The 22,837-nt window shown below is 36.9% G+C and carries 29 protein-coding genes and 1 riboswitch; of the genes, 28 read left to right on the top strand and 1 reads right to left on the bottom strand.

Annotation, left to right across the window (positions count from 1 at the left end):
- Window positions 1-18 precede the first annotated feature (18 nt).
- The 20 genes from BHX94_RS11495 (at window position 19) to fabZ (ending at window position 15,174) form a co-directional block, all read left to right on the top strand.
- Complete coding sequence (locus tag BHX94_RS11495; RefSeq protein WP_111746819.1) at window positions 19-1,023, top strand: L-threonylcarbamoyladenylate synthase; 1,005 nt, start codon at window positions 19-21, stop codon at window positions 1,021-1,023.
- A gap of 8 nt (window positions 1,024-1,031) precedes the next feature.
- Window positions 1,032-1,457, top strand: a complete 426-nt coding sequence (locus BHX94_RS11490) for a low molecular weight protein arginine phosphatase (protein WP_096078007.1) — start codon at window positions 1,032-1,034, stop codon at window positions 1,455-1,457.
- 95 nt (window positions 1,458-1,552) lie between these two features.
- The gene (rpiB, locus tag BHX94_RS11485; RefSeq protein ID WP_111746817.1) at window positions 1,553-1,999 is read left to right on the top strand and encodes a ribose 5-phosphate isomerase B; all 447 of its coding nucleotides are present in this window, start codon (window positions 1,553-1,555) and stop codon (window positions 1,997-1,999) included.
- Window positions 1,992-2,513, top strand: coding sequence for a TIGR01440 family protein (locus BHX94_RS11480; protein ID WP_111746815.1), 522 nt, complete (start codon window positions 1,992-1,994; stop codon window positions 2,511-2,513). Before rpiB ends, BHX94_RS11480 begins: the two co-directional genes overlap by 8 nt.
- 22 nt (window positions 2,514-2,535) lie before the next feature.
- Entirely contained in the window at window positions 2,536-3,771 is a 1,236-nt protein-coding gene (locus BHX94_RS11475; RefSeq protein ID WP_146606925.1) for a serine hydroxymethyltransferase, read from the top strand.
- A gap of 68 nt (window positions 3,772-3,839) precedes the next feature.
- Entirely contained in the window at window positions 3,840-4,469 is a 630-nt protein-coding gene (upp, locus tag BHX94_RS11470) for a uracil phosphoribosyltransferase (protein ID WP_096078011.1), read from the top strand.
- Between the two features lie 17 nt (window positions 4,470-4,486).
- Window positions 4,487-5,638, top strand: a complete 1,152-nt coding sequence (wecB, locus tag BHX94_RS11465) for a non-hydrolyzing UDP-N-acetylglucosamine 2-epimerase (protein ID WP_111746811.1) — start codon at window positions 4,487-4,489, stop codon at window positions 5,636-5,638.
- Between the two features lie 175 nt (window positions 5,639-5,813).
- Window positions 5,814-6,167 carry an ATP synthase subunit I gene (locus BHX94_RS11460; RefSeq protein ID WP_111746808.1) on the top strand — a complete coding sequence of 118 codons (354 nt, stop codon included), beginning with the start codon at window positions 5,814-5,816 and terminating at the stop codon, window positions 6,165-6,167.
- Between the two features lie 23 nt (window positions 6,168-6,190).
- Window positions 6,191-6,922 (top strand): F0F1 ATP synthase subunit A, encoded by a 732-nt coding sequence (gene atpB, locus BHX94_RS11455; protein ID WP_111746806.1) that lies wholly within the window; start codon window positions 6,191-6,193, stop codon window positions 6,920-6,922.
- Window positions 6,923-6,969: 47 nt separating this feature from the next.
- Window positions 6,970-7,182 carry a F0F1 ATP synthase subunit C gene (atpE, locus tag BHX94_RS11450; protein WP_111746804.1) on the top strand — a complete coding sequence of 71 codons (213 nt, stop codon included), beginning with the start codon at window positions 6,970-6,972 and terminating at the stop codon, window positions 7,180-7,182.
- Between the two features lie 67 nt (window positions 7,183-7,249).
- Window positions 7,250-7,792, top strand: a complete 543-nt coding sequence (locus BHX94_RS11445) for a F0F1 ATP synthase subunit B (RefSeq protein WP_111746802.1) — start codon at window positions 7,250-7,252, stop codon at window positions 7,790-7,792.
- Window positions 7,792-8,325 carry an ATP synthase F1 subunit delta gene (gene atpH / locus BHX94_RS11440; RefSeq protein WP_111746800.1) on the top strand — a complete coding sequence of 178 codons (534 nt, stop codon included), beginning with the start codon at window positions 7,792-7,794 and terminating at the stop codon, window positions 8,323-8,325. The genes BHX94_RS11445 and atpH overlap by 1 nt, the downstream gene beginning before the upstream one ends.
- A gap of 22 nt (window positions 8,326-8,347) precedes the next feature.
- Window positions 8,348-9,859, top strand: coding sequence for a F0F1 ATP synthase subunit alpha (atpA, locus tag BHX94_RS11435; protein ID WP_111746798.1), 1,512 nt, complete (start codon window positions 8,348-8,350; stop codon window positions 9,857-9,859).
- 37 nt (window positions 9,860-9,896) lie between these two features.
- Complete coding sequence (gene atpG, locus BHX94_RS11430) at window positions 9,897-10,763, top strand: ATP synthase F1 subunit gamma (RefSeq protein ID WP_096078017.1); 867 nt, start codon at window positions 9,897-9,899, stop codon at window positions 10,761-10,763.
- An 18-nt stretch (window positions 10,764-10,781) separates the two neighbouring features.
- Window positions 10,782-12,197, top strand: a complete 1,416-nt coding sequence (gene atpD / locus BHX94_RS11425) for a F0F1 ATP synthase subunit beta (protein ID WP_096078018.1) — start codon at window positions 10,782-10,784, stop codon at window positions 12,195-12,197.
- A gap of 20 nt (window positions 12,198-12,217) precedes the next feature.
- The gene (locus tag BHX94_RS11420) at window positions 12,218-12,628 is read left to right on the top strand and encodes a F0F1 ATP synthase subunit epsilon (protein ID WP_111746796.1); all 411 of its coding nucleotides are present in this window, start codon (window positions 12,218-12,220) and stop codon (window positions 12,626-12,628) included.
- A gap of 219 nt (window positions 12,629-12,847) precedes the next feature.
- Complete coding sequence (locus tag BHX94_RS11415) at window positions 12,848-13,069, top strand: DUF1146 domain-containing protein (RefSeq protein WP_111746794.1); 222 nt, start codon at window positions 12,848-12,850, stop codon at window positions 13,067-13,069.
- Window positions 13,070-13,196: 127 nt separating this feature from the next.
- A complete protein-coding gene (gene murA, locus BHX94_RS11410) occupies window positions 13,197-14,480 on the top strand; it encodes a UDP-N-acetylglucosamine 1-carboxyvinyltransferase (protein WP_111746792.1) in 1,284 nt (427 codons plus the stop codon).
- A gap of 32 nt (window positions 14,481-14,512) precedes the next feature.
- Complete coding sequence (locus BHX94_RS12955) at window positions 14,513-14,737, top strand: DNA-directed RNA polymerase subunit beta (protein ID WP_199798158.1); 225 nt, start codon at window positions 14,513-14,515, stop codon at window positions 14,735-14,737.
- Window positions 14,737-15,174, top strand: coding sequence for a 3-hydroxyacyl-ACP dehydratase FabZ (gene fabZ, locus BHX94_RS11400; RefSeq protein ID WP_111746790.1), 438 nt, complete (start codon window positions 14,737-14,739; stop codon window positions 15,172-15,174). The genes BHX94_RS12955 and fabZ overlap by 1 nt, the downstream gene beginning before the upstream one ends.
- A gap of 52 nt (window positions 15,175-15,226) precedes the next feature.
- On the opposite strand, the gene BHX94_RS11395 is transcribed toward fabZ, so the two are convergent.
- Window positions 15,227-15,661 (bottom strand): YwpF family protein, encoded by a 435-nt coding sequence (locus tag BHX94_RS11395; protein WP_111746788.1) that lies wholly within the window; start codon window positions 15,659-15,661, stop codon window positions 15,227-15,229.
- A 208-nt stretch (window positions 15,662-15,869) separates the two neighbouring features.
- On the opposite strand from BHX94_RS11395, the gene BHX94_RS11390 reads away from it, so the two are divergent.
- The 8 genes from BHX94_RS11390 to yidC all read left to right on the top strand — a co-directional run bounded on the left by BHX94_RS11390 (window position 15,870) and on the right by yidC (window position 22,665).
- A complete protein-coding gene (locus BHX94_RS11390) occupies window positions 15,870-16,610 on the top strand; it encodes a single-stranded DNA-binding protein (protein WP_170120837.1) in 741 nt (246 codons plus the stop codon).
- Window positions 16,611-16,840: 230 nt separating this feature from the next.
- Window positions 16,841-17,686: a LysM peptidoglycan-binding domain-containing protein gene (locus BHX94_RS11385; RefSeq protein ID WP_111746784.1), complete on the top strand. Its 846-nt coding sequence runs from the start codon at window positions 16,841-16,843 to the stop codon at window positions 17,684-17,686.
- Window positions 17,687-18,007: 321 nt separating this feature from the next.
- The gene (locus tag BHX94_RS13120; protein WP_111746781.1) at window positions 18,008-18,571 is read left to right on the top strand and encodes a transglycosylase family protein; all 564 of its coding nucleotides are present in this window, start codon (window positions 18,008-18,010) and stop codon (window positions 18,569-18,571) included.
- Between the two features lie 82 nt (window positions 18,572-18,653).
- A riboswitch (TPP riboswitch) is annotated at window positions 18,654-18,749 on the top strand.
- Between the two features lie 81 nt (window positions 18,750-18,830).
- Window positions 18,831-19,508 (top strand): thiaminase II, encoded by a 678-nt coding sequence (gene tenA / locus BHX94_RS11375; RefSeq protein ID WP_111746779.1) that lies wholly within the window; start codon window positions 18,831-18,833, stop codon window positions 19,506-19,508.
- Window positions 19,501-20,298, top strand: coding sequence for a bifunctional hydroxymethylpyrimidine kinase/phosphomethylpyrimidine kinase (thiD, locus tag BHX94_RS11370; RefSeq protein ID WP_111746777.1), 798 nt, complete (start codon window positions 19,501-19,503; stop codon window positions 20,296-20,298). The genes tenA and thiD overlap by 8 nt, the downstream gene beginning before the upstream one ends.
- Window positions 20,298-21,080: a hydroxyethylthiazole kinase gene (gene thiM / locus BHX94_RS11365; RefSeq protein ID WP_379875163.1), complete on the top strand. Its 783-nt coding sequence runs from the start codon at window positions 20,298-20,300 to the stop codon at window positions 21,078-21,080. The genes thiD and thiM overlap by 1 nt, the downstream gene beginning before the upstream one ends.
- A 3-nt stretch (window positions 21,081-21,083) precedes the next feature.
- Window positions 21,084-21,725 (top strand): thiamine phosphate synthase, encoded by a 642-nt coding sequence (gene thiE, locus BHX94_RS11360; RefSeq protein WP_111746773.1) that lies wholly within the window; start codon window positions 21,084-21,086, stop codon window positions 21,723-21,725.
- Between the two features lie 79 nt (window positions 21,726-21,804).
- On the top strand, window positions 21,805-22,665 hold the full coding sequence (gene yidC / locus BHX94_RS11355) for a membrane protein insertase YidC (protein WP_111746771.1): 861 nt from the start codon (window positions 21,805-21,807) through the stop codon (window positions 22,663-22,665).
- Window positions 22,666-22,837 lie beyond the last annotated feature (172 nt).

Raw genomic sequence — 22,837 nt, 5'->3', positions numbered from 1 at the left:
AAAGAGAGGGGATTCAGCATGCAGACAAAAATTTGGAATGTGCGTAACAATGTGGATGACTTATCAAGATATCCACAAGTACAGGAAATCATTACAGGGTTTAAACAAGATGAAATCATTGCAATTCCTACCGAAACAGTTTACGGATTAGCTGCTAATGCATTGAGCAGTACGGCTGTGGATAAAATTTTTAAAGCGAAAGGACGTCCGCAGGATAATCCACTTATCGTTCACATTTATGAAAAAACACAAATTGAAGACTTTGCATGTATTCCGGATGATAAAGTACATCAATTGATGGATGCGTTCTGGCCAGGACCAATTTCATTTATTTTACCGCTTCAAAAAGACGTGCTAGCACCTGCAGTTACCGCTGGACTTAATTCAGTAGCAGTACGAATGCCAAGTGATAAAATTGCACGCCAAATACTGAAATTAGTTTATCTACCGCTTGCTGCACCTTCTGCAAATACGAGTGGAAAGCCGTCTCCAACAACTGCAGATCATGTGAAGTTTGATATGGATGGAAAGATTTATGGCATTGTCGAAGGATTTCAGGTAGATGTAGGTATTGAAAGCACGGTTTTGGATTGTACATCTTATCCATATAAAATTGCACGTCCAGGTGCGATTACAAAAGATAATTTAGAGCGCATCATTCCAGGATGCATTACAACAGCACACTATAATACAGAACAGCCGATAGCACCTGGTATGAAATATCGTCATTATGCACCCGACAGTCCTATGGTACTTGTGTCTGATATAACGCAATTACAGCTTGCCTCAAATGAAGCGCTGATAGCACCACGTAATGAGTTATCACGTTTTAATGACAATGTGACATATGCTTTAAGCGAGACATTTGAAGATATTGAAGGTGCCATGCATAATTTATATAGTGCATTACGCGAGATGGATCAGCAGAAAGAAATTACAAAGCTCTATATCGCTGACTATTCCCATATTGACGGGAGCGATGCATTAATGAATCGCATCAATAAAGCAACTTCAGGAAAGTAGGGAGAAAGATGGATATCGTTTTTGTTTGTACAGGAAATACGTGCCGTAGTCCGCTAGCAGAAAGTATCGCAAAATCAATGTCAAATAAACATTCATTTTCATCGAGAGGTATTTTTGCGATGGATGGTATGCCCGCTTCACGCCATACACAACAAATTATTGAAACGAATCATTTGCCGGTTGCTTCACTAAGTGCTGGCTTTGACCGCGTGGATAGTGAAAAAGATTTAATCTTAACGATGACAGCAAATCACCGTGATACGATTCGTTCGATGTATCCAGCAAGCAATGTATATACGTTAATTGAATATGTGGATGGTGTAAGTCAGGACATCCAGGATCCATATGGTGGAGATTATGAAATATATCAACAGACTTACGAACAGTTACAGGAAAATATCACGAAATTATTAACAAAAATTGATGAAAAATAGACAATTCAAAAAATAACGAATCATTTTCCGGAAATGTTTTAACTCACTTTTTAAATAGGCTATAATATGAAGTATGTAATAAGAGGAGGGATATTGTGAAGATTGCGATTGCAAGTGACCATGGTGGATTTGAGTACAAAGCTAAAATTACAGAATTTTTAACAGCACAAGGTACTGAGTTTAAGGATTTCGGGCCAGCATCAACTGAATCAGTCGATTATCCAGACTATGCAGGTCCTGTAGCACATGCTGTAGCAAACGGTGAATATGACCGAGGCATTTTGATTTGCGGTACTGGTATTGGGATGAGTATTACAGCAAATAAAGTGCCGGGTATTCGTTGTGCGCTCGTTCATGACGTGTTTACAGCTCAAGTGACACGCGAACATAATAATTCGAACATCCTGGCAATGGGACAACGCGTTATTGGTGAAGGATTGATGCTACTTATCGTTAAAACATGGTTGGATGGTGAATTTGAAGGTGGACGCCATCAGAAACGTATCGATAAAATAGCGCAGCTGGAGTCTAGCAATGGATAACATTAATACATTGCTGGATGAACTCGTAGCAATTGATTTCTTTAAGCCAAATACGTTATGTGTTATTGGATGTTCAACTTCTGAAGTTATTGGTGAACGTATCGGTACAAATAGTTCTGATGAAGTAGCAAAAGTATTTTTTGAAGCATTTCAACGTATACACAAACAAACGGGTGTTGATTTTTGTTTCCAGGGTTGTGAACATATCAATCGTGCGATAACGATGGAACGTCGTGTGCAGGAGCGATATGGCTTTGAAATAGTCAGCGTGGTACCTGTAAAAGGGGCAGGTGGCAGTATGAGTAGTCTGGCATATCAAAGTTTCGAAGATCCAGTAGTTGTTGAGCATGTCGTGTGTGATATAGGTATTGATATCGGTCAGACGCTGATTGGTCAACATATTAAACATGTACAGATTCCTGTACGCGTTGCAACGAAAAAAGTAGGCGAAGCAGTGGTTACGATTGCAACGCATCGTCCGAAGTTAATTGGTGGTCCTAGAAGTCAATATTAAATGAATATCAGGGGGATATATGATGAACGAAATTAAAGCGCAGGATAATGTACTATTTGAGGCAATGAATAAAGAATTAGAAAGACAAAATAACAACATTGAATTAATTGCTTCAGAAAATTTTGTTTCTAAAGCTGTAATGGAAGCTCAAGGATCAGTATTAACAAATAAATACGCTGAAGGTTACCCGCATAAGCGTTATTATGGTGGATGTGAGTTTGTCGATATCGTAGAAGATTTAGCAAGAGACAGAGCGAAAGAATTATTTGGAGCAGAACATGCAAACGTTCAGCCGCATTCAGGATCTCAGGCGAATATGGCGGTTTACCGTGTAGCGATTAAACCAGGAGATACTGTACTAGGCATGGATTTAAGTCACGGTGGACATTTAACGCACGGTTCTCATGTGAATTTCAGTGGTATAGATTATCATTTCGTAGCTTACGAGGTGGATAAAGAAACTGAAACAATCAATTATGACAATGTACGTGCTTTAGCAAAAGAACACAAACCGAAATTAATTATTGCTGGTGCTTCAGCATATTCACGTGAAATTGACTTTAAACAATTTAGAGAAATTGCTGATGAAGTTGGCGCATTATTTATGGTTGATATGGCACACATCGCTGGACTTGTAGCTACAGGGCTTCATGAAAACCCAGTACCATATGCTGATTTTGTAACGACAACGACGCATAAGACGTTACGTGGGCCACGTGGTGGTATGATTTTATGTAAAGCGGAATATGCAAAAGCAATCGATAAAGCAATATTCCCAGGTATTCAAGGCGGACCTTTAATGCATGTAATCGCAGCGAAAGCTGTGGCATTTGGTGAAGCGTTACAACCTGAATTTAAGACGTATCAAACACAAGTTATTAACAATGCGAAGACGCTTGCTGCGTCATTGTCAGAAAGAGGACTTCGCATCGTAAGTGGTGGCACAGATAATCATCTGTTTAGTGTTGATGTGACACCGATGGACTTAACAGGTAAGATTGCAGAACATGCGTTAGACGCAGTTGGTATTACTACGAATAAAAATACGATTCCATTTGATAAGACAAGTCCATTTGTAACAAGTGGTATTCGAATTGGTACGCCAGCAGTAACAACACGTGGTTTAAAAGAAGATGAAATGAAATTAATCGGTAATATTATCGCTGACGTATTAGCAAATTATGAAGATGAACAAGTGTTAGCGAAAGCAAGAGAGCAAGTTAAATCAATTACAGATAAGTTTCCTTTATATCAGTAAAGATTTAACGATAAATCACCTGAGTTTATAAAAAGAAATAAATACAATATAGTTTGGAGAAGATTATTATGGCGAAAGTCCATGTTTTTGATCACCCGTTAATTCAACATAAGTTAAGTTACATTCGAGACGAGCAGACTGGAACGAAAGAATTCCGCGAGCTTGTAGATGAAGTAGGTATGTTAATGGCATACGAAGTTACGCGCGATTTAGAATTAGATGATGTCACAGTGAAGACACCAGTTACTGAAATGACAGCAAAACGTTTATCAGGTAAGAAGATGGCAGTTGTACCTATTTTACGCGCAGGATTAGGTATGACTGATGGTGTATTAAAGTTAATTCCGGCAGCGCGTGTCGGACATATCGGATTATATCGTGACCCTGAAACTTTGCAACCTGTTGAATACTTCGCAAAGTTACCTCAGGATATTGAGGAACGTGATTTTATCGTCGTTGACCCGATGCTTGCTACAGGTGGTTCTGCAATTGAAGCGATTAATTCTTTAAAGAAACGTGGCGCTACTAAAATTCGTTTTATGTGTTTAATCGCTGCGCCGGAAGGTGTTAAGTTATTACAAGAGGCACATCCTGATGTAGATATCTATATCGCAGCATTAGATGAGAAATTAGATGACCATGGCTATATCGTCCCTGGATTAGGTGATGCTGGCGATAGATTATTTGGTACAAAATAAGAATATAGGAGATTATCATGAAAAAAATTATGACGATTTTTGGTACAAGACCTGAAGCGATTAAAATGGCCCCTCTTGTACTCGCTTTAAAAGAAGACCCGGAGTTAGAACCAATTGTAGTTGTTACTGCGCAACATAGAGAAATGCTGGATCAAGTATTAACAATCTTTGATATTACGCCAGATTACGATCTAAACATAATGAAAGCAGGACAAACGTTATCAGAAGTGACAAGTCGTGTAATTTTAGGCTTAGAAGAAGTGATTCAGGAAGCTAAGCCTGATATGATCTTAGTCCATGGTGATACAACGACAACATTTGCAGGTAGTCTTGCTGCCTTCTATAACGAAGTTGCAATCGGTCACGTAGAAGCGGGATTACGAACTTTCCAGAAATATTCTCCATTCCCGGAAGAGATGAACCGTCAAATGACAGGTGTACTTGCAGATATTCACTTCTCACCGACTGAAGAAGCTGCACAAAACTTACTGAATGAGAATAAACCGGCGGACAAAATTGCGATTACTGGAAACACTGCAATTGATGCATTGAAGACAACAGTAAAAAGTGATTACGTATCTGAAATCCTTGAAAATGCTGAAGGCAGAAAAGTGATTTTACTTACGGCGCACCGCAGAGAAAATATCGGACAACCGATGCACAATATTTTCAGTGCAATTCGTCGTATCGTCGATGAATTTGAAGATGTTGAAGTTGTTTATCCGATGCATAAAAATCCTAAAGTACGTGAGATTGCAGCTGAACATTTAGCAAATCACAATCGCGTTCAACTTATTGAACCGTTAGATGTTATTGATTTCCATAACTTTGCTTCGCGCAGTCATTTTATATTAACGGATTCAGGTGGTGTCCAGGAAGAAGCGCCTTCTTTAGGTAAGCCCGTACTTGTACTACGTGATACGACAGAACGCCCTGAAGGTGTTAAAGCTGGAACATTAAAACTTGCAGGCATTGAAGAAGAAAATATTTATCAGTTAACAAAAACGTTACTGACAGATGAAACAACTTACCAAAGTATGTCAAAAGCAAGCAACCCTTATGGAGATGGTGAAACTTCTAAAAGAATTTGTGGTCATATAAAATATTATTTTAACTTGACACAAGAAAAACCGGTACCATTTAAGGTAGAAGCATCTGAAAATAATTAATTAAATAATTTTTAAAACGAAACATAATTATTTGTCTAATTTGTGAACATTCCGTGAAATTTATGTTTCTAAAGTTTTGACATAGCATTGACACGGTATTTTGCCTATATTATCATAAAATGTGGAATGAAACGGTTTTCATCCGCGTGAAAACTATTTCTAAGGAGTTCCCAATATGTCAGAATTCAAGACATTTTTTAAGCAATATCTGCAATATTTTATATACCTAATCTTAATACTCTTAATAATTGCTATGTTCATGCATAATGATTTTGTGTTAGGATTAGTTATTGGTACTATTGCGTCTGCGATTAGTACTTTTGTATGGTATCACAATTTATCGCGTGCGATTAAGAGTGATGCATTGTACATCACAAGTGGTATGGGCATTCGCTTTTTAATAGCGGTCATGGCATGCCTCTTCTGGGTGAGATATCCTGCAATATTTGATATATTAGGTATCGCACTTGGCCTAATGTTGACCTATGTAATGATTATCATTCATGGTGTGAACAGTTTAAAAAAATAATACATAAAGGAAGAGGTGAAGAAATGGAACACGAATCACCCCTCTATAATCTCGAAATTGCAGGTCATAATTTACTGTTCGATTTATCATCAGTTTTAATGCTGACAGTTACAGCTGTAATTGTATTTATTATCGCACTTTTATGCACACGTAACTTAAGTATTAGACCACATGGCAAACAGAATTTTATCGAGTGGATTTTCGATTTTGCTAGAGGCATTATCAACAGTAATATGGCTTGGAACAAAGGTGGACGTTTTCACTTTCTAGCTGTAACAATTTTAATGTTTATATTTATTGCAAACATGCTAGGGTTACCATTTGCTATCATCAACGGTCATACATTATGGTGGAAATCACCTACTGCTGATCCAACAGTGACATTAACACTTTCTATATTGATGGTACTACTTACGCATTTCTATGGTGTTAAAATGCGAGGAAGTGGCAATTACTTAAAAAGTTTTGCTCAACCCGTTTGGTTTATGGTACCGTTCAAGATTATTGAAGAATTTTCTTCTACATTAACGTTAGGTCTGCGTCTTTATGGTAACATTTTTGCAGGTGAAGTTTTACTAGGTTTACTTGCGGTAATGGGTGCTGGTGCAGGAATGGGTGCGGCTGGGTTTTTAGGTGCAGCAATCCCAACAATGGTTTGGCAAGGTTTCTCAATTTTCGTAGGTGCTGTACAAGCATTTATTTTCACAATGTTATCAATGGTTTATATGTCACATAAAGTGTCAGATGACCATTAATATAAAAAATTAAAAAACTATTATATTTCTTTAGGAGGAAATTATTCATGAATTTATTAGCAGCAGCAATCGCAATCGGTTTAGCAGCATTAGGAGCAAGTTTAGGAGTAAGTAACATCGTAGCACGTACAGTTGAAGGTGTAGCACGTCAACCAGAATCTCGTGGACCATTAATGACAATCATGTTCATCGGTGTAGGTTTAGTAGAGGCACTTCCTATCATCGCGGTAGTTATCGCTTTCATGGTAATGAACAAATAATCATATAAGTAACTCGTTAAGGCGAAGTCAACTTTGATTTCGCCATTCATTTATCAATATAACTGCGATGAAAGGAGCGTTAACTTTGAATTTCTTAATATTAGGTGAAACAGCACAAGCTGTGCCTCAAGGTGTTCAATGGGGCACAGCATTATATACTTTAGCACTGTTCATAATTTTATTATTACTTTTAAGTAAGTTTGCCTGGGGGCCACTTAAGAAAATTATGGATGAACGTCAAGAAGGTATTAATAACGATCTTGATAGCGCTAGAAAACAAAATGAAGATGCAAAACATTACGCTGAAGAAAATAGAGCTTTATTAGCAAAAACACAAAACGAAGTTTCAATCATGATGGAAGATGCAAAAGCACAAGCTAAAACACAACAAGAAGCAATCATCCACGAAGCTAATATGCGTGCAAACAAAATCGTGAGCGACGCACAAGTTGAAATTGAAAATGAAAAACAACGTGCTATTGCAGACATCAACGATCGTGTTGCTGAATTATCTGTTTTAATTGCACAAAAAGTAATCAATAAAGAAATTAACGAACAAGATCAAAAACAACTTGTTCAACAATTTATTCAAGAGGCAGGCGATAAATAATGGCCAACGTCTTAAATAAATACGCAGAGAGTTTATTAGAAGTTGCAAAGGTGCAAGGTGTATCACAAAGTGTTTATTCAGATCTTTTAGAGATAAAGCAGGCATTAGTAAATGATTCAACATTTGCGTCTTTTGCAGAAGATCCAAAAGTATCTAAAGAAGCACGTATATCATTCGTTACAGAAACTTTCAAAGGTGTGGATACACCATTAATGAATTTACTGAAAATCTTGGCTGATCGCAAACAATTAGGACTTATTCCTGGTATTGTAGATGCATTCGTTGAATATTATAACAATGCAAACCAACAGGCAAAGATGAAAGTAGAATCTGTATATCCACTATCTTCTGAAGAGTTAGATGAATTAGGAAAAGTATTCATCGAAAAAACAGGCTATAAAAAATTATTAATTGAAAATGTTATTAATGAATCTTTAATCGGCGGTATTCGTACTACAATCGGAACGACAGTATATGATGGTTCAGTTATCAATGAATTAAATCAATTAAGCAAGTCGTTTCAAAAACAATAATTTCTTATAAGGAGTGACATCAATGGCCATCAAAGCTGAAGAAATCAGTGCGTTACTAAAATCACAGATTGCAAATTATGAGTCTGGTATGACCGTAACGGATGTAGGTACTGTTATCCAGGTCGGTGACGGTATTGCATTAGTTCATGGCTTAAACAACGTTATGGCTGGGGAACTAGTCGAGTTTGGTAACGGTGTATTAGGTCTTGCACAAAATTTAGAAGAAAATAACGTAGGTGTCGTAATCTTAGGCCCTTACTTAGATATTAAAGAAGGCGACGAAGTTAAACGTACAGGTCGTATCATGGAAGTTCCAGTTGGCGAAGAGTTAATTGGACGTGTTGTTAACCCATTAGGGCAACCAATTGATGGACGTGGCCCGCTTAACACAACTAAAACACGTCCAATCGAGTCACCAGCTACTGGTGTTATGGATCGTAAATCAGTTGATGAGCCATTACAAACAGGTATCAAAGCGATTGATGCGTTAGTACCAATCGGACGTGGCCAACGTGAGTTAATCATCGGTGACCGTCAAACTGGTAAAACAACAGTTGCAATCGATACAATTCTTAACCAAAAAGATGAAGATATGATTTGTGTATACGTAGCAATTGGACAAAAAGAATCAACTGTACGTACTGCAGTTGAAACTTTACGTCAACACGGTGCATTAGACTATACAATCGTAGTATCAGCATCAGCATCTCAACCAGCTCCATTATTATACATCGCGCCTTACGCTGGTGTAGCAATGGCAGAAGAATTCATGTTCAACGGTAAACACGTATTAATCGTATATGATGATTTAACAAAACAAGCAGCAGCTTACCGTGAGTTGTCATTATTATTACGTCGTCCGCCAGGTCGTGAAGCTTATCCTGGGGATGTATTCTACTTACACAGTCGCCTATTAGAACGTGCGGCTAAATTAAATGATGATTTAGGTGGCGGTTCTATTACTGCATTACCATTCGTTGAAACACAAGCAGGGGATATCTCAGCTTACGTACCAACGAACGTTATCTCAATTACAGATGGACAAATCTTCTTACAATCAGATTTATTCTTCTCTGGTGTACGTCCTGCGATCAACGCCGGATTATCAGTATCACGTGTTGGTGGTTCTGCACAAATTAAAGCGATGAAAAAAGTAGCGGGTACATTACGTCTTGACTTAGCATCTTACCGTGAATTAGAATCATTCGCACAATTTGGTTCTGACTTAGACCCACAGACTAAAGCGAAATTAGAGCGTGGTAAACGTACGGTTGAAGTATTAAAACAAGATCAAAACAAACCTTTAACAGTTGATAAACAAGTTACAATTCTTTATGCATTAACTAAAGGTCACTTAGATGATATTCCTGTTGAAGATATTACACGTTTTGAAGATGAGTTATTATCATGGATTGGTTCTAACGCACCACACATCTACCAAGAAATCCGTGAAACTAAAGGCTTACCAGCTGATGAAACATTTGTTGAAGCATTCAATGCATTCAAGAAAGTCTTCAGAAAATCAGAAGTATAATCTTTAATAAGGAAATTAATCAGAAGGTGGTGACAAAATGGCTTCTCTTAGAGACATAAAAGGCCGCATAAATTCGACTAAAAAAACAAGTCAAATTACGAAAGCGATGCACATGGTTTCTAACTCTAAACTTCGTCGTGCTGAAGAAAATGCTAAAAGCTTTTATCCATATATGAATAAAATGCAGGAAGCAATTACAGCAATCGGAGGTAACAGTTCAGACTCAAACCATCCAATGTTGCAGTCACGTCCTGTTAAGAAGACAGGTTACTTAGTAATTACTTGTGATAAAGGTCTTGCTGGACCTTATAATGCAAACATTTTAAAAAGCGTTACAGCTAAAATAAAAGAACGTCATAATAACAATCCTGCTGAATACGGTATTTTAGTAATTGGTCGTGTTGGTCGTGATTTCTTACGCTCACGTGAATATAACGTTGAAGGTGAAATTATCGGGCTTTCTGAGCAACCATCATTTAAATCAATTAAAGATATCAGTCAAAAAGCTGTTTCACGTTTTGAAACTGGGGAATATGACGAAATTTATATGCATTTTAGCCACTTCATCAGTGTACTTGAGCAAGAAGTTCAGGAGCGCAAAATTTTACCGATATCTAAAGAAGAAGTATCAGGTGAGACTTCATTATCTAACTATGAGTTTGAACCTGATCAAGATGCCATTTTAGAAGTAATTCTTCCACAATATGCGGAAAGTTTAATCTATGGTGCCATTTTAGATGGTAAAGCAAGTGAACATGCATCACGTATGACTGCAATGAAAAATGCAACTGACAATGCAAAAGAATTAATCGATGATTTATCATTACAATATAACCGTGCGAGACAAGCAGCAATCACTCAACAAATTACTGAAATTGTTGGTGGAGCAGCCGCATTAGAATAACACTTAGGAGGAATAAACATGGCAGTAGGTCACGTAATCCAAGTTATGGGTCCTGTTATCGACGTTAAGTTCGAAAACGGTCAATTACCAGCATTAAACAATGCCTTAACTTTAGATATTAAACGTGAAGAAGGCAAAACAACGAAGTTAGCGTTAGAAGTTGCCCTTCATTTAGGTGACGATGCTGTACGTACAATCGCTATGAGTTCTACTGATGGCGTGCAACGTGGAGCAGAGGTAGTCGATACTGGATCACCAATCTCAGTACCAGTTGGAGACGTAACTTTAGGTCGCGTATTTAACGTATTAGGAGAAAAAATCGATTTAGGTGAAGCATTAGATGCAAGCGTGCGTCGTGATCCAATTCACCGTTTAGCACCTAAATTTGAAGAATTATCTACAAAAGTTGAAATCTTAGAAACAGGTATCAAAGTGGTAGATTTATTAGCGCCATACATCAAAGGTGGTAAGATCGGTCTATTCGGTGGTGCCGGTGTAGGTAAAACTGTATTAATTCAGGAATTAATCAACAATATCGCACAAGAGCACGGTGGTATCTCAGTATTCGCAGGTGTTGGTGAAAGAACACGTGAAGGTAATGACTTATTCCACGAAATGAGTGACTCAGGCGTTATTAAGAAAACAGCGATGGTATTCGGACAAATGAACGAGCCACCTGGTGCACGTATGCGTGTCGCATTATCTGGTTTAACAATGGCTGAATACTTCCGTGATGAACAAGGTCAGGACGTACTTTTATTCATCGACAACATCTTCCGTTTCACACAAGCAGGTTCAGAGGTTTCGGCACTTTTAGGTCGTATGCCTTCTGCCGTTGGTTACCAACCAACACTTGCTACTGAAATGGGTCAATTACAAGAGCGTATCACGTCAACTAACGTTGGTTCAGTTACATCTATCCAAGCGGTATTCGTACCTGCCGATGACTATACTGACCCGGCGCCAGCAACAGCGTTCGCTCACTTAGATGCAACAACAAACTTAGAGCGTAAATTAACGGAGATGGGTATTTATCCAGCCGTTGACCCATTAGCGTCTACATCACGTGCATTAACACCAGCAGTAGTTGGAGAAGAACACTATGAAGTAGCACGTCGCGTTCAGGCAACTTTACAAAAATATCGTGAGTTACAAGATATTATCGCTATCTTAGGTATGGATGAATTATCTGATGACGATAAAAAGACTGTAAACCGTGCACGTCGTATTCAGTTCTTCTTATCTCAAAACTTCCACGTAGCTGAACAATTTACAGGTCAAAAAGGTTCTTATGTACCAGTTCAACAAACAGTACAAGACTTTAAAGCGATCTTAGATGGTAAATATGACCATATCCCTGAAGATGCATTCCGCTTAGTTGGTGGCATCGAGGCTGTGTTAGAACAAGCTAAAGGCATGGGTGTTGAAGTTTAATTTCTTAGGAGGATGGAACTATGAATAAAATCGCATTAGATATCGTCACTCCTAACGGTTCAGTTTACTCAGAGCATGAAGTAGAGTTAGTAGTATTACAGACTGAATCAGGTGAATTGGGTGTGATGGCTGGTCATATTCCTACAGTCGCACCTCTAAAAATTGGGGCCGTACGTGTTACACGTTCTGCTAATGATAAAGATCATATTGCTGTAACGGAAGGATTTGCTGAAATCCGTCCAGAGAAAGTTACGATTCTTGTTCAATCAGCTGAGCAAGCTGATGAAATTGATATTGAAAGAGCTAAAGCTTCATTACTTCGCGCTGAAGAGCGTATGAAAGAAGATAAGGCAGAACATGTTGATTTCCACCGCGCAGAACGTGCATTACATCGTGCAATGAACCGATTAGAAGTTGCAAAATATCGCTAAGAGGCTGTAAAAGAAGCGTTAAGACGCGAACAAACTGGAGACAATTCCTTTAAAATCGCTTTTTGATTTTGAAGGAATTGTTGAAGTTTGACTAGCGGCTGCTTCTTTTACGCCGTTTCAAGAGAGGCTGTCGACAAAGCGTTTGCTTTGAACATGCCAATTAATTAAGAAATTTAAAGTACACAGTTATCTGTGTACTTTTTTTGTAGAGGGAGAAATATGAATATTTACGCACTGACATATGTCTTTTTATATTTAGCTATTACAGCCGTGAGTTTTAATAGTTTGCAGGCACTGCGTTTTGATCAATTATTTAAAGCAGGTAAGACGAAAGAAATACAAGTTTTGTTAATATGTTTAAGCATGTCGTTGAGTTATTTAGTGACCAACTTTATTATTGATTTAATTAAACAAACAAACCTTATTATGGTTTTATTTTAGTGCTATAATTAACATACATTATATTTAAATAATAATAATATTTTCATTGCTTAAGAAGTTTTCATTAACAACACGTGGGGTATTTGGTATAGAATAGATGTATAGCTATGTTAATTTGGAGGTTAAGATGGATACAATTATAGTTAAAGGTGGCGCTAAATTAAAGGGTCATGTTAAAGTTGAAGGTGCTAAAAATGCAGTGTTACCCATTATAACAGCATCAATTCTTGCTGCTGAGGGTAAAAGTGTGTTCACAAATGTTCCTGATTTATCTGATGTTGATACTATTTCAGCCGTTTTAGAAGGCTTAAATGCGAAAGTATATAAAAAATTAAATGTTAATACTGTTGAAGTTGATGCAAGTGGTGAACTTTTAACGCATGCTGCATATGAATACGTTAGTAAAATGCGTGCAAGTGTGCTTGTGTTAGGGCCATTATTAGCACGCTTTGGAAAGGCTGAAGTAGCGATGCCTGGTGGTTGTGCTATCGGTTCTCGTCCAATCGAACAACATTTAAAAGGATTACGTGCTTTAGGCGCAGAAATCACACAAACAAATGGCTATTTAATGGGTCGTGTAAATGGTAGATTAAAAGGTGCACAAATCTATTTTGATTTCCCGAGCGTTGGCGCAACTCAAAATATTATGATGGCAGCATCACTCGCTGAAGGAAAGACAATTATTGATAATGTTGCTAGAGAACCAGAAATCGTTGATTTAGCAAACTATTTAAATAAAATGGGTGCTGATGTGCAAGGTGCTGGTACTGATCGTATCGTAATCAATGGTGTTGCTGCGCTTAAAGGTGCCGAACATGAAATTGTACCGGATAGAATTGTTGCCGGAACGTTTTTAGTTGCCGCAGCATTAACACAAGGTGATGTGTATGTTGAAGGTGCCATCTATGAGCATATGCAGGCGCTCATTGCTAAGCTTGAAGAAGCGGGTTGTTTAATTGATGTTGATGAAACTGGTATTCGACTACGCGCTGAACAACCTTTAAAGGAAGTTCATGTGAAGACTTTACCACATCCTGGATTTCCTACTGATATGCAGGCTCAGATGATGGCGCTTATGCTTGTCTTACCAAAAGAAAGTACGATGCATGAAACAGTGTTTGAAAATCGTTTTATGCATGTTGCAGAGTTTGCTAAGATGAATGCAAGGATTACAGTAGATAAACGTATTGCACGTGTTTCAGAAAGTAAGTTACAAGGTGCAGAAGTAAAAGCAACAGACTTACGTTCAGCGGCAGCTTTAATATTGGCAGGACTTGTAGCTGAAGGTTACACTAAGGTCACTGAACTTTATCATTTAGATAGAGGTTACGTAGATTTCCATCTTAAATTAAGAAGTTTAGGTGCGGAAATAGAACGCACAGGGGATAAAAAAGTTACTGTAAAATCTTAAATATGTACAATCAAACCTGAGGGGTGATTGATTTGAAACGACCGAACTTAAATCAAAAAGTAAGTGTTATTAATGGCACAGAAGTAATACATAGACGTATACCCATTCTGTTAATGGTAAGTATCGTAATCTTATTAATGTTGATTTTATTTGTTATCGGAATGATGATTGGGTATGGTATCTTACATTCTCCGATGGATGTATTTAAACCATCGACATGGACACACTTATTAAAACTAACTGGGAGTGAAAGTTGATGGAAACATTACTAACTTTTGACGAAATTAAAAAGATTATTCCACATCGCTATCCATTTTTATTGATTGATAGAATCATTGAATTAGAAGACGGAAAAAAATGTACTGGTATTAAACAGGTAAGTGGTAATGAACCGTTCTTTCAGGGGCATTTTCCTGATTATGCAGTAATGCCTGGTGTATTAATTGTAGAAGCACTAGCGCAAGTTGGTGCTGTTGCAATGCTTAAGTTAGAAGAGAATCAAGGAAAGCTTGCAATGTTTACTGGTATTGATAAATGCAGATTTAAAAAGCAGGTTACACCTGGTGATACGTTACAGTTAGAAGTAGAAATGACAAGAGTAAAAGGTCCATTAGGTAAAGGTGTAGCAAAGGCTACAGTGAATGGTGAGATTGCTTGTAGCTGTGAAATCAGTTTTGCAATTCTAGAGAGATAACAAAAGAAGATAATTCGGAAAGCACAAGCTTCTGGATTATCTTCTTTTTATTTTATTCTTCTATTTCATCTTTTAATTTTGGTTTTGATTTCATCATGCGGTTGAATGCGATAAGTAGCTCCTGACCACTTAGTCCGTCCGCTACAAGCTGTTCAAGCAACTTCTCTGCATAAACTTGTCGTAACGTATAGATGTGACATTCAATGATTACAGAGATTTTATCTTTTAAAGGAATAATTTGTTTTACAGTTGATTCAAATAAGGCAGGATCATTTGATGCACGTGTAATAACAACACGTGTATCGAGCATCGTCTCATTTTCTAAATAGTGCTGCATTTTTTCAAGATGAATATCATCGATAACGATTTCAAGCAGCCAACCTGTACCGCTGTTTTCTTTATTAATAATGACACCGTCATGTAGCGCATATTCTGTTACTGATTCATTTTCGACTATTTGAAATCTTACTGCTTTAAACGTTTTCATGTATATCCCTCCATTATCTATTATAAATTATCACATCTAATTTTCAAATTATAAAATCTTTCTTTTTAAATCAATAATCCTTTTATTTTTGATAGAAAATGATGAATTATTCAAATTTTGAAAGTTCTTCATATCTAAAAATGAATTGCTGCATTTTTTCAACAATTTATTTTCATTATATAGTGCTATTAAGAAAGGAGGTGACACATTGATAAATAAAGTGATACTCGCAGGTAGGATTTCCAGTGATATAGATTTAAAGAATTTTTCAGACAAACTACAAATTGCATCATTTTTTCTGGCGGTTGATCGCGGAAAGAAGAAGGGTGCGAAAGAAAGTACAGTTGATTTTCTGAGATGTAAAGCATTTAATCGAACAGCAACAAATATACATTCATTTTGTAAGAAAGGTTCTCTCATTTGTGTGACAGGACAAATTCATAATAATCGCTATGAAAGAGATGGTCAGACAAGGTATTCAACTGAAATCGTAATAGAAAGTATTAAGTTTCTTCCGTCATTCGGCGGTAATAATAAAGAAAAGACGCCAGATGAAACATGGGATGAACTGTCATACGATGAAAAATTAATCGTTATTAATGGATATCGTGCAGCTAAAAAAGAAACGACGGACTATAAAAAGGAAGCTGTTTCTAATGTAACACCAGGACAACAAGAACATGAACCTGTCACGACCTACAATCAGCGATGGTCTACTAAACTGAATAAAGATGAGAAGATGCCTGCTGAGATACAGGAACAGGCAGAAGAAATTGTACAGAAGTTCAGTGGCGAATCATCTCTTAATCACAAAGAAGCAACGCTTGATAACAATGATGAAGTTGTAGAACCGACTAGTCAAAGCAATAATACGATAGATAATGAAACAAATGATACTCAGACCGAAATGACAGATGATGCAATAACAGATCAACAAATCCCATTTTAAGTAACACTACTTCATTACTCACACACCTCACATCCCGATACACCTCCCAATTTAAACCGTCTATCGCCCGTGCCGGGGCGATAGACGGTTTTTGTATCGAATTGAGATAGCGTTGTAATATATTTGTAATTTAAGGAAGTTACTTATAATAATGCTGTAACCAAAGAAATATAAAATCGTGATAAAGTAGTGTTATTGATAAAAGAGATTATTCGGAGGAATTATATATAATGAAAAAATTAGCAGCAATTACTACAATGGCAATACTTACTACAGGCCTAGCTACAACACAAGCAGACGCAAAAGAACATAAAGTTGCTCAAGGTGAATCTTTATGGACAATCGCAGATAAATATGACACTACAATCGAAAAGATTAAAAAGATTAATAAATTAAAATCAGAGGTAATCGTTCCTAACCAAAAGTTAGAAGTATTAGTTAAAGGTAAATACGAAGTTAAAGCTGGAGATACTTTAGGTAAAATCGCACATAAATTTGATGTAAGAATTACAGAATTAAAAAAATGGAATAAAATTGAATCTTCTAAAGAATTAAAAGAAGGTCAATTATTAATCGTTGAGAAAAAATCACATCGTAAACATGTGAATACAGCACCAGTAAAAGCAGCACCAGTTGCTAAAAATGTAGCAGCACCAGTTTCAGCACCGGTTGCAACGCAAAATACTGCAGCAACTGTACAACCACAACCACAAGCTCAACCAGTACAACAAACTCAAAAAGCAGTTCGTGTACAACAAGCACCAGTACAACAAGCACCAGTACAGCAAGCACCAGTACAACAGACTAAACGTGTTGCAGTAGAACAAACATCAGCACCAGCTGGTAATTCATCAGTTGATGCACATTTACGTTTAATCATGCAACGTGAATCAGGTGGAAATCCAAGAGCAGTTAATGCAGCAGGTTACTACGGATTATTCCAATTCTCACCACAAACATGGGCAGCTGTAGGCGGAACTGGGAACCCAGCACAAGCTTCAGAAGCAGAACAATGGAAACGTGCGCGTATGTTATATACGCAACACGGCGCGCAACATTGGTCAACAGCATACTAATAATAAATTTTAGCAGAACTTTACGTTCTGCTTTTTTTATGAAAAAATTAAGCCACTTGTTTCAAAAGTGTGACATTCTTAATAATTAATAACATAGCGAGCTAAGTGATATTTCTCTTAAACATTTAACATTATATGGGAATTAATTTATTTGTTATTTTATTATTGTAACGCAAGCGTAATAAAAGGGCATATCTTTTATTTGGCTGTAACCTATGAAATATTTATTTCTGATATAGTTAACTACAAGAACAAAGCATATTCATTCAAAAGAATTCAGTAATAAAATAAAAAACAAAGATTTCCCGGAGGAAAATAAACATGAAAAAAATCTTGAGTGTTACAGCAGCAATTGCAATCACAACGACGATGGCAGTTTCAACAGCAGATGCAGCTTCATATAAAGTTAAATCTGGTGATTCATTATGGAGTATCGCTAATAAATATGGTACGTCAATTGCAGCAATCAGATCAGCAAATGGCTTAAGATCTAACTTAATTCATCCGAACCAAGTGTTAAAAATTAATGGAAAAAATAATAGTGTTGTATATAAAAATACATCTTACAAAAAATCAACGTATAAAGCACCTGTAAGTAAAACTGCTTATACAAGTTCAAAAACTGTAAAAACAACAAATTCTACTTATATTAACAGAGGTTTAAACTGGGCAGCATTAGCACAATGTGAATCTGGTGGTAATCCGTCTATTAATACTGGAAACGGTTATTATGGTATGTACCAATTTAATTTACAAACATGGCGTGGTGTTGGTGGTTATGGATATCCACACCAGGCATCAGCAGCTGAACAAACGAAACGTGCTCAAATTTTATATAACATGCGTGGCGCGCAACCCTGGCCAGTATGTGGACTTCGCTTATAATTTTAAGACTAACGATTGTATCGTTGGTCTTTTTTCATATCTTGCTTTCACATCTTGCTTGCGTTACACTAACAATAAATACATATACTACTAGGGGTGCCTTTTGGCTGAGATGACTTTGTCAAACCCTTTACCTGATCTAGATAATGCTAGCGTAGGAAAGTAGTTAAATTCCTTTATTGATTTCATTTTTTAATAACGGTATTTAGCCCATTTCCTATATGGAAATGGGCTTATTTTATATATTTTGAGGAGGTAAATGATGTTTACACAACAATTAAAAGAAGAAGTAGAGCCAATTATCGAGTCAATTTACAATGATCCGTTTATTCAGGGAATGGTGCGTGGTGATTTAAGTAAAGAAGCAGTGATACATTATTTAAAAGCAGATCACCTTTATTTAAACGAGTTTGCGAAAATTTATAGCTTGTTAATTCCAAAACTAGATGATAAAGAAGGTATTAAATTTTTACTAGAACAAATCGATTTTGTTTTGAACGGAGAAGTCACTGCACATTATACTTTAGCAGACTATGCCCAGGTTGATTATAAAACGATTATTAAAGACGGAGAATGGTACCCGACAAGTGATCATTATATTAAACACATGTATTTTAATGCATATCGTTATAGTGATGCAGCATTTACAATTTGTGCGATGGCACCGTGTCCGTATGTTTATCAGCAAGTTGCTTTAAAGATGAAAGAACGTCATGATTTGACCGGTAATCCATTTAAAGACTGGGTAGATTTCTATGCAAAAGAGATGAAACCGTTAATGGACCATCTGGATGGCTGGGTAGATGAATTTGCAGAACACGCAAGTGTAGCGGAACGCGCGGTATTAACAAAGAACTTTAAAGAGAGCTGTATACATGAGAAACGTTTCTTTAATATGGCTTATACACAAGAAACTTGGGAAAGTGTGGTTGAATAATATGAAAACAGCTTTATCGATTGCAGGAACAGATCCAACGGGTGGCGCTGGAACAACAGTAGATTTAAAAGTATTTCAATCAAGAGGCGTCTATGGTATGAGTGTTGTAACTAGCATTGTCGCACAAAATACTTTAGGCGTTCAGCAAGTATTTAATCAGAATGTTGATGTTATTGCAGCACAACTAGAGAGTGTATACAGTGATATCATACCGGATGCAGTGAAGACAGGAATGCTTGCAACGAGTGAAGTTATGGATGTCGTGCGTCCTTATATTGTAAAACATGGTGTTCCTTATGTAATCGATCCTGTCATGGTAGCTAAAAGTGGTGATGCATTGCTTGATGAAAATGGGCGCAGTGCGGTGCGTACAAAACTTTTAGATGTAGCAACAGTCGTGACACCAAATATTCCGGAGCTTGAGGAAATCGTACAGATGAAAGTTGAAACACTTGATGATATTAAACGTGCGGGTAAAATATTTATTAATGAAATTGGATCTGACAGTGTACTGATAAAAGGTGGTCATCTTAAAGGTGATGCTACAGATTATTTATTCACTCGAGATGATTTTGTTGTCTTGAAAGGCGAACGTTATGATACGAAACACACACATGGCACAGGATGTACATATTCAGCAGTAATTACATCTGAACTTGCTAAAGGAAAATCTATTGTAGAAGCTGTACAACTTGCTAAACGTTATATGGATGCAGCAATCCGATTCACACCAGAACTAGGACATGGTCAAGGTCCGGTTAATCATTTTAAATTTCAGGAGATGGAATAATGATATTAGAACAGCTGAGAAAAGATAATCCACTGATTATTTGTATTACAAATGACGTAGTTAAAAATTTTACAGCGAACGGTCTACTGGCATTAGGTGCCAGTCCGGCGATGGCAACAGAAAAGTTAGAGCTGGACGAATTTCTAACACATGCTGGTGCATTGCTTATCAATATTGGTTCAATTGAAGAAGATGATATCGAAAATATGCTGGCTGCTGCAAAATATGCCAATCAACATGATGTACCTATCGTATTGGACCCTGTTGCATGTGGCGCATCTAAATTGCGTAAAGATTTCTGTTTAAAATTATTAGAGACATATGAAATTACAGTAATACGTGGCAATGCTTCTGAATTACAAGCGTTGACAAGAGAAGCGAGTATGAAAGGAACAGAAGCAGATACGAGTCTGTCAACAGAAGATGTTGCACGCGCTGCATATAATAAATTTAAATGTGCAATTGTCGTAACAGGTGAAATCGATGCGATTTGTGTGAATGGAAAAATTAACTTAATTGAGAATGGTACTGCACTTTTAACAAAAGTCACAGGTGGTGGATGTTTATTAGGGGCAGTTGTTGCTAGTTTCATATATAATGAAACTAAACCAACGTTAGAAACATTAACAGAAGCATTGACAACATATACTGTTGCCTCAGAGTTTGCTGAACGTGCGTCTAACGGCACTTTGCCGGGACATTTTGCTGTGAATTTAATCGATCAGTTATATTTAATACAGGAAAGTGATGTGGCAGAGAATAGACTTGTGAAAGAAGTGTAGCGAATGTTTGATAGAAAATTATTGCGCGTTTATTTTATTGCAGGCACTCAGGATACATCTGACGGTAATCTTGAGCGAGTATTACAGGAAGCCCTTGAAGCAGGTATTACGCTATATCAATTCAGAGAGAAAGGTCAGAATGCTCTGACTGGTGAAGCTAAAGAAACATTAGCGCGAAAACTTTTTGAGATGTGTAAAGCAAAAGGTGTACCGTTTATTGTTAACGATGACATTGCGTTAGCGAAGAAAATTGATGCGGACGGTATTCATCTCGGGCAGGACGATGAGAAAATCGAGAACATCATTGATGATTTTAATGATAAGATTATCGGGCTCTCTGTCGGTAATTTTGCCGAATATGATCAATCTGATTTGACGCATGTTGATTATATCGGTGTAGGACCAGTATATGAAACAAGCAGTAAAAGTGATGCGAAAAAACCTGGAGGCATAGAACTCATTCGTAAAATGAGACTATATGACGAAGATATTCCTATCGTCGCTATCGGTGGTATTACAGATGCCAATAGCGAAATGATTCTTGCTGCCGGAGCTGATGGAATTTCAACAATTTCTTCTATTACGAAAAGTGACGATATTAAACAGGTTGTTACAGATTACCTGAAATATTATACAGATAAATAAAAATACATGGTTTTTGTTTAAGATTATCACTTTTTGTGATAAAATAACCTCTATGTGAATAATATTATGAGGTGAAAGAATGAAGAAAAAGGCAATTTGGCCGTTAATCATTGCAATTGCATTATTTTTAGCGGGTTGTGATTATTCAAAAGAAGAGAATCGTACTGGATTTTTCTATGATACATTTGTACATCCGTTAGACCAATTAATCCATTGGTTAGGTGCAAATATGGGACATAACTATGGTTTAGCAATCATCGCGATTACTTTAATCGTGCGTTTAGCACTTTTCCCTTTTATGATGCGTACATATAAGAACCAATATGTAATGAAAGAAAAGATGGCGTTAATTAAGCCGCAGATGACTGAAATTCAGGAACGTGTGAAACGCGCCCGTACACAAGAAGAGAAGATGGCAGCAAACCAGGAAATGATGGCATTATATAAAGATAATGGTATCAATCCGCTGAACATGGGATGTTTACCATTACTGATTCAATTACCGATCGTAACGGGATTATTCTATGTATTGAAATACCCGACATCAGGTGGTATTACAAAATATCCAGATTTCTTATGGTTCGAATTAACAAAGACTGATATTGCAATGACAGTCATTGCAGGTATCGTCTATGCAATTCAGGCTTATGTATCAATGCAAAACATTCCTGAAGAACAAAAAGCACAAATGCGTATGATGATGTTTATCTCACCGATTATGATCGTGTGGATGTCAGCAATCTCTCCAGCTGCATTACCTTTATACTGGGCTGTCGGTGGAGCATTCTTAGTTGTGCAAACATGGTTAGGTAATAAGTTCTATAAGAAGAAAGTACATGAAGAAATTGCACCTTTAGTTGCAGCGCATGAACAAAATCAAACTGAAAATAAACCAAAAAATGTGCAAGTTGTATCATCTAAAAAGAAGAAAAAGAAATAGTTAGATAGAAAGTGACCTCAAAATTGATTTGAGGTCACTTCAGACTGAAGACAAACTCACAATTCTAAAAGTGAGTTTGTCTTTTTTCTTCGAAAAATATTGTTATTTTAAAGAAATTAGCAAAATATCCAGCTTAACCTGCTAGATAATTTGCTAATTTCTTTAAATTCAT

Source organism: Macrococcoides bohemicum, from assembly GCF_003259675.1.
Lineage (GTDB): Bacteria > Bacillota > Bacilli > Staphylococcales > Staphylococcaceae > Macrococcoides > Macrococcoides bohemicum.
This window is presented reverse-complemented; position numbering and strand designations above follow the sequence as displayed.